Source organism: Streptomyces sp. HSS9-12 (assembly GCF_054963655.1).
Window position 1 is genome coordinate 108199 of sequence record NZ_JBUEGC010000003.1, and the last position, 13332, is coordinate 121530.

General features: G+C 70.8%; 11 protein-coding genes, 2 tRNA genes and 1 pseudogene. 7 read left to right on the forward strand and 7 right to left on the reverse strand.

Annotated features, from left to right (window positions below; translation table 11 throughout):
* Positions 1 to 33: 33 nt before the first annotated feature.
* Positions 34 to 852 (reverse strand): SOS response-associated peptidase, encoded by an 819-nt coding sequence (locus ACY34J_RS02540; RefSeq protein ID WP_462724629.1) that lies wholly within the window; start codon positions 850 to 852, stop codon positions 34 to 36.
* A gap of 85 nt (positions 853 to 937) precedes the next feature.
* Between ACY34J_RS02540 and ACY34J_RS02545 the strand changes: the two genes are divergently transcribed.
* From ACY34J_RS02545 to ACY34J_RS02560, 4 genes are all read left to right on the forward strand, one after another.
* A complete protein-coding gene (locus tag ACY34J_RS02545) occupies positions 938 to 1651 on the forward strand; it encodes a M50 family metallopeptidase (RefSeq protein ID WP_462724725.1) in 714 nt (237 codons plus the stop codon).
* 119 nt (positions 1652 to 1770) lie between these two features.
* Positions 1771 to 3144, forward strand: a complete 1374-nt coding sequence (gene aroA, locus ACY34J_RS02550) for a 3-phosphoshikimate 1-carboxyvinyltransferase (RefSeq protein WP_462724628.1) — start codon at positions 1771 to 1773, stop codon at positions 3142 to 3144.
* Between the two features lie 12 nt (positions 3145 to 3156).
* A complete protein-coding gene (rsgA, locus tag ACY34J_RS02555) occupies positions 3157 to 4164 on the forward strand; it encodes a ribosome small subunit-dependent GTPase A (protein ID WP_462724627.1) in 1008 nt (335 codons plus the stop codon).
* A 102-nt stretch (positions 4165 to 4266) separates the two neighbouring features.
* A complete protein-coding gene (locus tag ACY34J_RS02560) occupies positions 4267 to 4590 on the forward strand; it encodes a DMT family transporter (RefSeq protein WP_462724626.1) in 324 nt (107 codons plus the stop codon).
* Here the strand turns inward: ACY34J_RS02560 and ACY34J_RS02565 are convergent.
* Positions 4482 to 5189: a TetR family transcriptional regulator gene (locus ACY34J_RS02565; protein ID WP_462724625.1), complete on the reverse strand. Its 708-nt coding sequence runs from the start codon at positions 5187 to 5189 to the stop codon at positions 4482 to 4484. The genes ACY34J_RS02560 and ACY34J_RS02565 overlap by 109 nt on opposite strands.
* Positions 5190 to 5339: 150 nt before the next feature.
* On the opposite strand from ACY34J_RS02565, the gene hisN reads away from it, so the two are divergent.
* Entirely contained in the window at positions 5340 to 6140 is an 801-nt protein-coding gene (gene hisN / locus ACY34J_RS02570) for a histidinol-phosphatase (RefSeq protein ID WP_462724624.1), read from the forward strand.
* 156 nt (positions 6141 to 6296) lie between these two features.
* Complete coding sequence (locus ACY34J_RS02575) at positions 6297 to 6698, forward strand: CBS domain-containing protein (RefSeq protein WP_462724623.1); 402 nt, start codon at positions 6297 to 6299, stop codon at positions 6696 to 6698.
* Between the two features lie 172 nt (positions 6699 to 6870).
* Here the strand turns inward: ACY34J_RS02575 and ACY34J_RS02580 are convergent.
* Positions 6871 to 7077 (reverse strand): annotated as a pseudogene (locus ACY34J_RS02580) (catalase); the annotation flags it as partial.
* A gap of 131 nt (positions 7078 to 7208) precedes the next feature.
* Here ACY34J_RS02580 and ACY34J_RS02585 point away from each other — a divergent pair.
* Entirely contained in the window at positions 7209 to 7628 is a 420-nt protein-coding gene (locus ACY34J_RS02585) for a Fur family transcriptional regulator (RefSeq protein ID WP_462724622.1), read from the forward strand.
* A gap of 170 nt (positions 7629 to 7798) precedes the next feature.
* Here the strand turns inward: ACY34J_RS02585 and ACY34J_RS02590 are convergent.
* The 4 genes from ACY34J_RS02590 to ACY34J_RS02605 form a co-directional block, all read right to left on the reverse strand.
* Positions 7799 to 7872 (reverse strand) — tRNA-Met (locus ACY34J_RS02590).
* Between the two features lie 146 nt (positions 7873 to 8018).
* Complete coding sequence (locus ACY34J_RS02595; RefSeq protein ID WP_462724621.1) at positions 8019 to 10055, reverse strand: tetratricopeptide repeat protein; 2037 nt, start codon at positions 10053 to 10055, stop codon at positions 8019 to 8021.
* 165 nt (positions 10056 to 10220) lie between these two features.
* Positions 10221 to 10294, reverse strand: a tRNA-Met gene (locus ACY34J_RS02600).
* A 71-nt stretch (positions 10295 to 10365) separates the two neighbouring features.
* The gene (locus ACY34J_RS02605; RefSeq protein WP_462724724.1) at positions 10366 to 13245 is read right to left on the reverse strand and encodes a UPF0182 family membrane protein; all 2880 of its coding nucleotides are present in this window, start codon (positions 13243 to 13245) and stop codon (positions 10366 to 10368) included.
* Positions 13246 to 13332: the final 87 nt, after the last annotated feature.

Here is a 13332-nt window from a genome sequence, read left to right on the forward strand (position 1 = left end):
CGTGGCGCCGCGCCCCGGCAGTCTCGCGGCGGCTCAGAAGAGGGTGCTCACTTCCGGCGCGGTGAGCTCCTTGACCAGCTCCGGACCGTTGTTCCGTACGTTGCTGACCTCGGTCGAGACCGGGTAGGCCCGCATCATCCCGGACGGCGGCGGAGCCAGCAGCGTGCGCAGGTCGTCCGGGTCCGTCCGCGCCGGATCGAGCCACGCCGCCCAGCGGTCCTCCGGCAGCACCAGCGGCATCCGGGGGTGGATGTCCGCGAGCGACCGCGGCCCGTCCTCACCCGATGTCCCGGCCAGCGGCGTGGTCTCCGCGGCCGTGGTCACGACCGTGCAGGTCACCCACCACGCCCGCGGGTGGTCGCCGGGCAGCGTCGGGTCCCGCCAGAACTCGTACAGTCCCGCCATCGCCATGACCGAGCCGTCGGAGGGGGTCACGAAGTACGGCTGCTTGCGCGCCCGCTTCTTCTTTCCCTCCTCCTCGAGCCGGCGCTCGGCCGCCCCGGTGGCCCACTCGTAGTAGCCGTCCGCGGGCAGCAGGCAGCGCCGGGAGGCGAAGGCCCGCCGGTAGGACGCCTTCTCGTGCACCGTCTCCGCCCGGGCGTTGATCATCTTCATCCCGACGTCGGGTGACTTCGCCCACGACGGTACGAGGCCCCAGCGCAGCATCCTCAGCTGCCGCACGGGCTCGGGGCTGTCGGACTCCTTGTCCGGCCGCTCCAGGACCGCGTACACATCCTTCGTCGGAGCGACGTTCCAGTCCGGGGCCAGGGCCTCCTTGGGCTCCCACTTGGCCACGTTGAACAGCCCGACGAGATCTTCCGGCTTCCGGCTCGCTGCGTATCGACCGCACATAAGTGCCACACTGCCACGACGCCCGTACCGCGCGACATGCCCAGCCGCCGCTGGGAACGCCTCAGGACAAGGGAGCCGCCCGTTGATAGGCACCGCTGATCTCGGTGAGCTGCTGGACCGCGTCATCGGAGCCCAGCCCGCCCCGCCCGTCTGGCTGGTCGCCGTCACGGCCGCCGTCGCGCTCGCGGCTGTTCTGCCGCACAGCGCCTGGCGGCTGAGCCGGAACGCCGTGACCATCGCGCACGAGGGCGGCCACGGCTTGGTCGCCCTGCTCAGCGGTCGCCGCCTCGACGGCATCCGGCTGCACTCCGACACCTCGGGGCTGACCGTCTCCCGTGGCAAGCCCACCGGCATCGGCATGATCCTCACGGCGGCCGCCGGCTACACCGCGCCGTCGCTCATCGGCCTGGGCGGCGCCTGGCTGCTGGCAGCCGGGCACATCACGGCCCTGCTGTGGCTCGCGGTCGCGCTGCTCGCCGCCATGCTGGTGATGACCCGGAACGCGTACGGCGTCCTGAGCGTGCTGCTCACCGGAGCCGCCTTCTTCCTCGTCTCATGGCTGACCGGCCCCGCCGTACAGGCCGCCTTCGCCTATGCCGCCGTGTGGTTCCTGCTCATCGGAGGGGTACGGCCGCCCTTCGAGCTGCAGGGGAAGCGGCGGCGCGGCGGCGCGCCCGACTCCGACGCCGACCAGCTCGCGAGACTCACCAACGTCCCCGCCGCAATGTGGCTGTTCCTCTTCCACGCCGTCTCGCTGACCTCGCTCATAGGCGGTGGCCGCTGGCTGCTCGGCTGGTGACACCTCTTCCCCGCTTGGTCACTCCCGTTGCTCAGGCCCCTATCACTGCTCTGTTTCCTCTGGGTTTCTCCGCTTTTGATCGAGATTCGTGCCAGGCATGAGCCACTAAAGTGATGGCCATGACCGGTAACCCCGTGCACACCGCACTCTGGCCCGCCCCGCTCGCGTCCGGGCCCGTCGACGCGACCGTCACCGTGCCCGGCTCCAAATCGGTCACCAACCGCGCTCTGGTGCTGGCCGCGCTCGCCTCCGAGCCCGGCTGGCTGCGCCGCCCGCTCCGCTCCCGCGACACCCTGCTGATGGCCGAGGCGCTGCGCGCCATGGGCGTCGGCATCGAGGAGACGGTCTCGAGCGCCACGTCCGGCCCGGGCACCCCGGACGGCGCCGGCGAGGCCTGGCGGGTCATCCCCAGCGGTCTGCACGGTCCGGCCAGCGTCGACGTCGGCAACGCCGGCACCGTGATGCGCTTCCTGCCGCCGGTGGCCGCCCTGGCCGACGGCCCGGTCCGCTTCGACGGCGACCCCCGCTCGTACGAACGCCCCCTGCACGGTGTGATCGACGCCCTGCGCGCGCTCGGCGCCCGGATCGACGACGACGGGCGCGGCGCCCTGCCGATGACCGTGCACGGCGGAGGAGCGCTGGACGGCGGTCCGGTCGAGATCGACGCGTCCTCCTCCTCCCAGTTCGTCAGCGCCCTGCTGCTGTCCGCCCCGCGCTTCAACCAGGGCATCGAGGTGCGGCATGTCGGCAGCACCCTGCCGTCCCTGCCCCACATCCGGATGACCGTCGACATGCTGCGCACGGCCGGCGCGGCCGTGGACACCCCGGAGTCGGGCGGCGAGCCGAACGTCTGGCGGGTCGCGCCGAGCGCCCTGCTCGGCCGGGACCTGACCATCGAGCCGGACCTGTCGAACGCCCAGCCGTTCCTGGCCGCGGCACTGGTCACCGGCGGCCGCGTCACCATCCCCGACTGGCCGGAGCGCACCACCCAGCCCGGCGACGCGCTGCGCGAGATCTTCACTCGTATGGGTGGCTCCTGTGAACTGACCGACGCCGGCCTGACCTTCACTGGCAGCGGCAGCATCCATGGCATCGACGTGGACCTCAGCGACGTCGGCGAGCTGACTCCGGGCATCGCGGCGGTCGCGGCGCTGGCCGACTCCGAGTCCGTTCTGCGCGGCGTCGCGCATCTGCGGCTGCATGAGACCGATCGGCTCGCCGCGCTCACCAAGGAGATCAACGAGCTGGGCGGCGACGTCACCGAGACCGACGACGGGCTGCGCATCCGGCCGCGCCCGCTGCACGGCGGGATCTTCCACACCTACGACGACCACCGGCTCGCCACCGCCGCGGCCGTCATCGGCCTCGCGGTCGAGGGCGTTCAGGTGGAGAACGTGGCCACAACCGCCAAGACACTGCCGGACTTCACCGAGCTGTGGGCCAGGATGCTCGGCATGCCGGCCGACCCGGCCGCCGTCGAGCGGAGAGCCTGAGGTCGTCCCGCGATGCGCCGCTACGGCAAGCACACCGACGAGGACGACGTCCGGGTCCGCCCCGGCCGCAGGGGCTCCCGGCCGCGGACCAGCATCCGCCCCAAGCACGAGGACGCGGCCGAGGGCTTCGTCCTGACCGTCGACCGCGGCCGGATCACCTGCCTTGTCGAGGACCGCACGGTCGTCGCGATGAAGGCCCGCGAACTGGGCCGCAAGGGCGTCGTGGTCGGTGACCGGGTCGGCATCGTCGGGGACCTGTCGGGCGCCAAGGACACCCTGGCGCGCATCGTCCGCGTCGAGCCGCGGTCCTCGGTGCTGCGGCGGACGGCGGACGACGACGATCCGTACGAGCGGGTGGTCGTAGCCAACGCGGACCAGCTCGCGATCGTCACCGCCCTCGCCGACCCCGAGCCACGGCCACGCCTCATCGACCGCTGCCTGGTCGCCGCCTACGACGCGGGCCTGGATCCACTGCTGGTACTCACCAAGTCCGACCTGGCCCCGGCAGGACCGCTGCTGGAGACGTACGAGCCGCTGGGCGTGCCGTACGTGGTGACCAGCCGCGAGGAACTGGCGGACGGCGAGGCGGCGGAGCGGGTACGCGAGCGGCTGGAAGGCCGCGTCACCGCGTTCGTCGGGCACTCGGGGGTCGGCAAGACCACGCTGGTCAACCATCTGGTGCCGGACCGGCAGCGGGCCACCGGCGAGGTCAATGTGGTGACCGGGCGCGGCCGGCACACCACGACCTCGGCGCTGGCGCTGCCGCTGCCGGGCGGGCCGGGCTGGGTGATCGACACCCCGGGGGTGCGGTCCTTCGGCCTGAACCACGTCGATCCCTCGCGGGTCATCCACGCCTTCCCCGACCTGGAGCCGGGCACGGACGGCTGCCCGCGCGCGTGCAGCCACGACGAGCCGGACTGCGCGCTCGACGAGTGGGTCGCGGACGGGCACGCGGAGCCCGCCCGGCTGTACTCGCTGCGGCGGCTGCTCGCCACGCGCGAGCGACGCGAGGGCGACTGAGCCCGGGATTGCGCTGCTCACCAACCGCAGAGCGGCATAATCGCAGCCGAACCAGGCAAGGCGGGCGGTCATCGACGGGCCACCGCGGCGGAAGGCGAACTGATGGCGTGGCTGCTGGTCGTGGTCGCCGGGCTGCTGGAGGTCGGCTTCGCGGTGTGCCTCAAGCTCTCGCACGGCTTCACCCGACTGTGGCCGACGGTCGCCTTCTGCGTCTTCGGGCTCGGCAGCTTCGGGCTGCTGACGCTCGCCCTGAAGAGACTCGAGGTGGGAGCCGCCTACGCGGTCTGGACGGGCATCGGAGCCGCCGGGACCGCGCTCTACGGCATGGCGTTCCTGGGCGATGTCGTCTCCACCGTCAAGATCGTGTCGATCACCTTGGTCATCGTGGGAGTGATCGGCCTGCAGCTGTCCGTCTCCGGGCTGTGAGCCGGGCTCGCGCCGTTGCCACGAGCGGCCGTCACCGTGGGCGGCGGGGCCACCACGTACGACAGCGCCAGCCGCAGGGCAGCCTCGCAGGCGTGCTCCAGCCGCTCGGTCTCCTCCGGCGGCCGGCACGCCTCCAGCGCCGCCACCGCACGGTCGCGGACCTGCACAAGCAGTTCGCCAGGTGACGGCAGGACGGCGTCCGCCCGGCGCTGCGCCGGCACGTACAGGGCGGGGGACGGCGGGCCCGGGGTGCGTACGGGGGCCGGCAGCCGGTCCCCCCAGAAGCCGGTCAGCACCGCCCGCAGCAGCGGATTCGCCTGGGCCCGGCGCACGGTCCACTCGACGACCGCGGCCAGCGCGCCCCCGGGGTCCGCGCTCTGCGGCGCGGCCAGCGCGCTGTCCACGCCCGCCAGATACGCGTCCGCCTCGCGCCGCACCAGGGCCCGCCCGAGCCCGTCCTTGCTGCCGAATTCGTTGTAGAGGGTCTGCCGGGACACTCCGGCCGCCGCCGCGACATCGACCATCCGCACCCCGGACCACGGGCGGCCCGCGAGCGCCGAGTACGCGGCGTCCAGTAAGGCTTCACGCGCAGTAGGCATCATTGCCTCCAAGCCATGCGGCTCTCATGGCACAGTGCGCAAAGAATTGACGCAGCGGCAGAGCGTGTCAATAGTCCCGACGGGCACACGACCGGCCCCAGCGCGCTCTGCCGTGTGGCCCGTCCCGACCTCCCTCGATACTGTTCGCACATGCCCGACTATCACGATGATCTGCGCCTGGCCCACGTACTGGCGGACGCTGCCGACGCCGCGACCATGGACCGGTTCAAGGCACTCGACCTCAAGGTCGAGACGAAGCCGGACATGACGCCGGTGAGTGAGGCCGACAAGACCGCGGAGGAACTGATCCGCGGCTCGCTGCTGCGCGCCCGGCCACGCGACGCGGTGCTCGGCGAGGAGTACGGCAGCGAGGGCGCCGGCCCGCGCCGCTGGATCATCGACCCCATCGACGGCACGAAGAACTACGTCCGCGGCGTGCCGGTCTGGGCCACGCTCATCGCCCTGATGGTGCAGGGCGAGGGCGGCTTCCAGCCGGTCGTCGGGGTGGTGTCGGCGCCGGCGCTGGGCCGCCGCTGGTGGGCCGCGCGGGGCGCGGGCGCGTACACCGGGCGCAGCCTGTCCTCGGCGACCCGGATGAACGTCTCCCGGGTCGGCAGGCTCGAGGACGCCTCGTTCGCGTACTCCTCGCTGAGCGGCTGGGAGGAGCAGGGCCGGCTCGACGGGTTCCTCGATCTGACCCGGGTGTGCTGGCGGACCCGCGGCTACGGCGACTTCTGGCCGTACATGATGGTGGCCGAGGGGTCGGTGGACATCTGCGCCGAGCCGGAGCTGTCGCTGTGGGACATGGCGGCGAACGCGATCATCGTCGAGGAGGCGGGCGGGGAGTTCACCAGCCTGGACGGGGTACGGGGTCCCGGCGGCGGCAACGCGGCGGCCTCCAACGGCCTGCTCCACGACGACCTGCTGGAGTATCTGAACCGGCGCAAGTGACGGGCCACGCACGCCCCTAAGCAGTACCGAATGCACCCTTGCTGGCGGAACTGACGCCATGTGAACATGAGAATCCCCAGCTTGTGAACTTGTGCATCCCTTCACCAGGCGCCTGCGCGCCGGGATTTCGCGAAGGGGGCCACACAGGAGGTGCACATGCTTGTTCGTGACGCCATGAGTTCGATGGTCCTCACCATCGGCCCCGAACACACCCTTCGGCAGGCCGCGCGGCTGATGTCCGCGCGCCGGGTCGGCGCAGCTGTCGTCCTCGACCCGGACACCAGCGGGCTCGGCATTCTCACCGAGCGCGACATACTCAACTCGATCGGAGCGGGACAGGACCCGGACCACGAGACCGCTCACCAGCACACGACGACCGACGTGGTGTTCGCCGCGCCGGAATGGACCCTGCAGGAGGCCGCGGAGGCAATGGCGCACGGCGGCTTCCGGCATCTGATCGTGCTCGACAACCTTGAGGCGGTGGGGGTGGTGTCGGTACGCGACATCATCCGCTGCTGGGCGCCCGCGCGCAGGCAGCAGCCCCTGCTCGCGGGCTGAGCGGCGGTACCGGCCCGGTCAGACCGGGTGGAGTGAACCTCGTGCGAAGGGGCCGGACCCCGTACGGGCCCGTATGGGATCCGGCCCCTTGTTTACGGCAAGCGGGGCATCAGCCGCGCAGGGCCTGGACCGCGGCCTCCAGCCGCTTGCCGTAGTCCTCGTCCGCGTTGCGGAAGTTGGCGATCGCACCGGCGCCACGCGCGTGCACGATCCGCTCCGGGATGCTCTCGCGGTTGAAGTGCGCGAGCTTCTCCAGCAGGTGCTGGTCCTGGCCAAGGACCGGGCCGCCGATGCCCGCAGTCTCGCTGTTCTGGTTGTCCGCGACCGGGGCACCGGACTCCGTCGTCAGCGGGCCCGTTGGCTCAGCCCGCACCGTCACGTGCGCCTCCTGCGTTGTGTCCTGCCGCTTGGCTAATGCCGAGATCCTACATTGGACTTAGTCCAAGTCAAGATGGATCCAAAGACAGTACCCGTTCGGGATCCTGTCCCCTCGCTGTTAGGCTGAATGGCATGAGTGACCTGCTGGAACGACTTCGAGCACGCGGCTGGCGCCTGACCGCACAGCGCCGGGTCGTGGCCGAGGTGCTCGACGGTGACCACGTCCATCTGACCGCCGACGAGGTCCACGCGCGCGCCGTCGAGCGGCTGCCCGAGATCTCCCGCGCGACCGTCTACAACACTCTGGGTGAGCTGGTCTCGCTCGGCGAGGTCATCGAGGTCAGCACGGACCGCCGTGCGATGCGGTACGACCCGAACGCGCACCGCCCCCACCAGCACCTGGTGTGCGCGAAGTGCGGCACGGTCCGTGACGTCCACCCCAGCGGGAACCCGCTCGCCGACCTCCCGGACTCGGAGCGCTTCGGCTTCACTGTGTCCGACGTCGAGGTCACCTACCGAGGGCTCTGCCCCTCCTGCTCGTCGGCCGCCTGACCGAAACCTTTCGGCACACCGTCGCCCCGGAACCCGGCCGCACTGCCTGCCCGGCGCTTGGCGCCGCGCTTCTGCGGTTACGGCGTGGCACGCTTCGAGGAGGACGGCGCCAATGTGGCGCCGAACATGCGATAGGCCCGGATCCGATGGATCCGGGCCTATCGCTCTAGTAGCGGGGACAGGATTTGAACCTGCGACCTCTGGGTTATGAGCCCAGCGAGCTACCGAGCTGCTCCACCCCGCGTCGGTATGCCCAACTCTAACCTCGGCCCGACGACCAGCGCAAATCCTTACGGGAGGCACCCTCCGAAAGCCGCACAGCCGCCACGGCGGGGGCGACGGGCCGTCCCGCACCCGCCTTGGGCGCGGGACGGCGTCACGACGGTCGTCTTACGCCGTGAGTTCCTGCTGCAGCGCCTCGCGGAGGCGGGCGGCACGCTCGGCGACCTCCGCCGGGCCCAGCTCGACCGCCCGCGAGCACCACTGCTGCCCCTCCGCCAGATCGCCGCGGCGCGCCGCGAGCAGGGCGAGCCGCAGCGCCGCCCTGCCGTGACCCGCCGCGGCAGCGCGGGTCCACCACAAAGCGGCCTCCGGCTCGCTGCCCTCGCGGGCGAGCAGCAGGCCGAGGTTGAAGGCGCCGTTGCGGCTGCCCGCCTCGGCGGCCGTGCGGTACCAGCGCGCAGCCGCGACCACATCACCGCGGTGCGCGGCGATCATCCCGACCCGCACCTGAGCGCGCCGGTGGCCCTGCTCGGCTGCCCGCGCGTACCACTCCTCGCACTCCGCTGCGCCGCTGTCGGCCTCCGCCAGGGACCCGAGCCGCTCGAGCAGCACCCCGAGCCGGAAGGCGGCTTCCGGACTGCCGCCGCCCGCCGCGCAGCGCAGATGGCGCTCCGCGGCCCGCTCGTCCCCCTCCCGCAGCAGTGCGATGGCGACCTGCAGTGCGGCTTCGGTGTGCCCGGCCGCCGCCGCACGCTCGTACCACTGCCGGGCCGTACGCTCATCGCCGCGCCCGGTGTACAGGATGCCGAGGTTGAACGCGGCGTCGACGCTGCCCGCCTCGGCGGCCTTCGAGAACCACGGCTCCGCCCCGGCGTTGTCGCCCTGCTGAAGCAGCAGGACGGCCAGGGCGTTGGCGGCCTCGCGGTGCCCGGCGTAGGCGGCACGGCGGTACCACTGCTCCGCCTGTGGCGTACGCCCCTGCTCCGCGCAGAGCAGGCCGAGGTTGTAGGCGCCGTTGACGTCGCCGGCGTCGAGCGCGGCGCGGTACCAGCGCTCGGCCGTCTGCGGCTCGCCACGGTCGGCGTGCAGCGCGCCAAGGGCGTTGGCGGCGTTGCCGTCGCCGGCCTGGGCGGCGCGCCGCCACCAGACCGCGGCGCTGTCGGTGTCGCCGGCGTCGCGCAGCAGGAAGCCGAGCGCGCAGGCGGCCCGGGGCTCGCCGCCCTTGGCCGCGGTCAGGTACCAGCGGCCGGCCTCCTGGGTCTCGCCGCGCTCTTCCAGGAGCATGCCCAGGTGCAGCGCAGCGCGGCGATGGCCGCGCGCGGAGGCCTGGCGGTACCACTGCTCGGCCTCGCCCCGCTCCTCGGACGCGCCAGGGGCGGCGTGGTCCGGGTCGTGCCCGTCAGCGCCACCGAATGCGTCCGCGCCAAGACGGCTTGGACCACGCCGGTCCCGGCCAAGTCGGTCCGGACCGCGCTGGTTCGGCCCGCACTGGTCCGGACGGCTGCCAGCCGAACCGCGCTCGTCCAGGATGCGGGCGAGCCGGTAGGCGGCCTCGCGGTGGCCCTGCTCGGCCGCGGCGCGGAACCAGCGCTCCGCACCGACGTCGCTGCGGTGTTCCAGCAGGTCCGCGAGTGCGTAGGCACCGAGCGCGTGCCCGGACTCGGCCGACTGGCGCAGCCAGTACTCCGCCGCGGGCTCGTCGCCACGCGCGCGAAAGTGCCGGCCCAGGGCGTGGGCGGCCGCGGCGGAGCCGGCCACGGCGGCGATCCGCCACCACCCGGCCGCCTCGTCGCTGTAGCCGCGCTGGTGCAGCAGCACGCCAAGGTTGTTGGCCGCGGCGCGGTCACCCGCCGCGGCGGCGCCACGGAGGAATGGCTCGGCGCCCTCGAGGTCACCTCGGCGCAGCAGCACGGCACCCATGACGCTCATCGAGTCGGTGTCGCCCGCCTCGGCGGCCAGGCGGTGCCGGGTCTCGTCCTCCGCCTCGGCACTGACAGTTGCGGTATCGGCGGTGCCGGTGACGCTGACGGCGCCTGTGCCGATGGCGGTGCCTGTGTCGATGGCGGTGTCAGCAGCCGAGTCGGTGGCTGTGCTGATGGTGCCGCAGCTCGCAGTAACCCCCAGTGCATCAGCGTCCAGCCCTGTGGGCGGATTCACAAACCGACCTGTAACCAACAGATTTGCCTTGTCCCCCATAAGGGCCATCGTCGCACCACCTGCAACCCGCGTACACCTGGTATACCGCAGCCAGTGAAGTCACTTCGGCGTTTTGTCGACTTCCCGACACAACTACTTGCCAAACGCCCGCTCCGCGGTGTCCCTCACACAAGTGAAGGGCCCGGAGTCTGTTGACTCCGGGCCCTTCTGCAGTAGCGGGGACAGGATTTGAACCTGCGACCTCTGGGTTATGAGCCCAGCGAGCTACCGAGCTGCTCCACCCCGCGTCGGTGTGTACCTACCGTACCACGGCGCGGGACGGAGCCTGCTCAGCTGCCCGCCTTGCCCACCAGCGCCCTTACCTGCTCTTCTCGCCCGGCTTCGCCTTCTGCTGTGCGGCCGCGGCCCGCTTCAGCGCATCCTCCAAGTCCCGCTGGGCCTTTCCGTACGCCACCCAGTCCTGCTGCTGCAGGGCCTTCTGACCCGCGTCGAAGGCAGCCTGCGCATCCTTCAGGGCATCCTGCAGCGTGGTTCCACCAGCTGACGGCGGGGGCTCGGGCGGGCTGGGGGGCTGCTCCACCCCAGGCTCACTGGGGCTGGGTGCCTTGGCCCCGAAGACCACGTCCAGCGCCTGGCCGAGGGTGTTCTCAAAGGCGGTCTTGTCGCCGTACGTCACCAGGACCTTGCGCAGCAGCGGGTAGTTCGTACCGGCGCCGCGGACGTAGACCGGCTCGACGTAGAGCAGTCCGCCGTTGAGCGGGACGGTGAGCAGGTTGCCGTACACGACCTCGGAGTCACCGCGCTTCAAGATGTTGATCTTGTTGGCGATCTCGGTGTCGGAGTTGAACTTGCTCTGCACCTGCTGCGGGCCCGACACCGTGGTGTTGGACGGCAGTTTGAGGATTCTGATGTCGCCGTAGCCCTCGCGCGTCGCATCCGCGTCGACGGCCATGAACGCGCCGAGGTTCTCGCGCCGGTTGGGCGTGAAGGTCGTGGTCAGCGAGAACGCCTGGGCCTTCTGGTCCGGCATCTTCATGCTCAGGTAGTACGGCGGGACCGCGTTGCCCTTGTTCGTCGGGTCGTCCGGCACCTGCCACACCTCACTGCCGCTGTAGAACTGCGCGGGGTTGGTGACGTGGTAGCGGGTGAGCAGCTCGCGCTGCACCTTGAACAGGTCCTGCGGATACCGCAGATGGGCCATCAGCCCGTCGCTGATCTCGCTCCGCGGCTTGACCGTGCCGGGGAACGCCTTCATCCAGGTCTTCAGCACCGGATCCTGCTGGTCCCACTGGTACAGCTTCACGGTGCCGTCGAAGGCGTCGACCGTCGCCTTCACCGAGTTACGGATGTAGTTGACCCGGTTCTGCTGGGTCACCACCGCCCGCTGCCCGTCGGTCAGCGCGTCGGCCGTGGTCTCACCGAGGGTCGTCCGGGAGGCGTACGGGTAGCCGTTGGAGGTGGTGTATGCGTCGACGATCCACTGGATGCGGCCGTTCACCACCGCCGGGTAGGCGTCACCGTCGATCGTCAGCCACGGGGCGACCGCCTCGACGCGCTCCTTGGGAGTGCGGTTGTACAGGATCCGCGAACCGTCCCCGATCGCACCGGAGTAGAGGATCTGCGGCTCGCTGAACGCCAGCGCGTACGCGGCCCGGTTGACCGGGTTGGACAGGCTCACTCCGCTCTTGCCGGTGTAGGTGTAGGTCTTCTCGCCGCGGTCGTCGGAGTAGTCCAGCTCCTTCTGCGGCCCGCCGACGATGGAGTACTGCGAGGTCTTCTCGCCGTAGTAGACCCGCTGCTCGAACTGGCCGAGCTCACCCTTCGCCGGCAGGTTCTTCTCGATGAAGTCCGGGGAGCCGTTGGACGCCGAGGTGGTGCCCCTGGCCGCGACCACTCCATAGCCGTGCGTGTACTTGAAGTGGTCGTTGATCCAGTTGCGCTCGGGGATGCCGTTGATGTTCAGCTCGCGCAGACCGATGACGGTGTCCTGCTCCGGCCGGTCCGTGGTCTTGTAGCGGTCGATGTCGAGGGTGGTCGGGAACCCGTAGTAGCCACGCACCTGCTGGAGCTGCTGGAAGGTCGGGGAGACGACGTTCGGGTCCAGCAGCCGGATACTGGCGGTGGTGTCGGCGTCCGCCCGCAGCTTGGCGTTCCCCGACGTGCTCTCGCCCGAGTAGTCCGTCACCTTGGCGTGGTCGATGCCGTACGCCTTGCGCGTGGCGTCGATGTTCTTCTTGATGTACGGAGTTTCCTTGGCCTGCTCGTTCGGCTGGACCTGGAACTTCTGGACGATCGCCGGGTAGAGCCCGCCGATGAGGATCGCCGACAGCACCATCAGGCCGAAGCCGATGACCGGCAGCTGCCAGGTGCGGCGCCACAGCGTGGCGAAGAAGAGCACGGCGCAGATGACGGCGATGCAGAAGAGGATCGTCTTCGCCGGGAGGTAGGCGTTGGCGTCGACGTAGCGCAGACCGGTCCAGTTGCCCGTGGCCTTGAAGTCACTGGACTTCAGGGCCAGTCCGTACCGGTCGAGCCAGTACGCGACCGCCTTGAGCGAGACGAAGATGCCCAGCAGCACGGACAGATGGCCGGTGGCCGCGGCGGTCGCCCGCGCGCCAGGGGTCGTGAGGCGCAGCCCGCCGTACAGGTAGTGCACGAGAGCGGCAGCGATCAGGCTGAGCACGGCCGCTGCGAAGCCGAATCCCAGCAGGAAGCGGTACCAGGGCAGGTCGAAGGCGTAGAACGACACGTCCTTGCCGAACTGCGCGTCCTTGCTGCCGAACGGCACGCCGTTGACCCACAGCAGCCAGGTGCGCCACTGGCTGGAGGCGGACGCGCCCGCGATCAGCCCGACCAGAGCTGTGATCCCGAGCAGCACCCACGTCTTGTACGGCGCGATGCTCATCCGGTACCGGTCCAGGCTCTGCTGCTCGACCGACATGGCACTCAGCGGCGGCCGCAGCCGGTGGGCCAGCCAGATGTTGACGCCGACGGCGACGGCCATCAGCAGGCCGAAGACGAAGAACAGACCGATCTTCGTCCACAGGGTGGTGGTGAAGACCGAGGAATAGTCGACCGAGCGATACCAGAGCCAATCCGTCCAGAACCCGGCAAACATGACAAAGAGCATGGCCAGCACAGCCAGTACGCCCAGTGTCATGAGGAGGGTCCGGGCACGCCGGGACGGTCGGCCGACTCTGATCCGTGGCCCGGTCGGGCCTCCGCCGCGGTCCGGCATCTGGAAAGCCAAGGTGCGCACCTCGAAGTTCGCTGTCGTATGGGCGGGCCTGGCGATAGTAGGCCCCACCCATGCAACTTACTGAAG

Bases quoted from the DNA above. Each gene is read 5' to 3' on its own strand.
- rsgA (WP_462724627.1), top strand. From the start codon at position 3,157: ATGCGCCGCTACGGCAAGCACACCGACGAGGACGACGTCCGGGTCCGC.
- ACY34J_RS02560 (WP_462724626.1), top strand. From the start codon at position 4,267: ATGGCGTGGCTGCTGGTCGTGGTCGCCGGGCTGCTGGAGGTCGGCTTC.
- ACY34J_RS02595 (WP_462724621.1), bottom strand. From the start codon at position 10,055: ATGGCCCTTATGGGGGACAAGGCAAATCTGTTGGTTACAGGTCGGTTT.
- aroA (WP_462724628.1), top strand. From the start codon at position 1,771: ATGACCGGTAACCCCGTGCACACCGCACTCTGGCCCGCCCCGCTCGCG.
- ACY34J_RS02575 (WP_462724623.1), top strand. From the start codon at position 6,297: ATGCTTGTTCGTGACGCCATGAGTTCGATGGTCCTCACCATCGGCCCC.
- hisN (WP_462724624.1), top strand. From the start codon at position 5,340: ATGCCCGACTATCACGATGATCTGCGCCTGGCCCACGTACTGGCGGAC.
- ACY34J_RS02565 (WP_462724625.1), bottom strand. From the start codon at position 5,189: ATGCCTACTGCGCGTGAAGCCTTACTGGACGCCGCGTACTCGGCGCTC.
- ACY34J_RS02585 (WP_462724622.1), top strand. From the start codon at position 7,209: ATGAGTGACCTGCTGGAACGACTTCGAGCACGCGGCTGGCGCCTGACC.
- ACY34J_RS02540 (WP_462724629.1), bottom strand. From the start codon at position 852: ATGTGCGGTCGATACGCAGCGAGCCGGAAGCCGGAAGATCTCGTCGGG.
- ACY34J_RS02605 (WP_462724724.1), bottom strand. From the start codon at position 13,245: ATGCCGGACCGCGGCGGAGGCCCGACCGGGCCACGGATCAGAGTCGGC.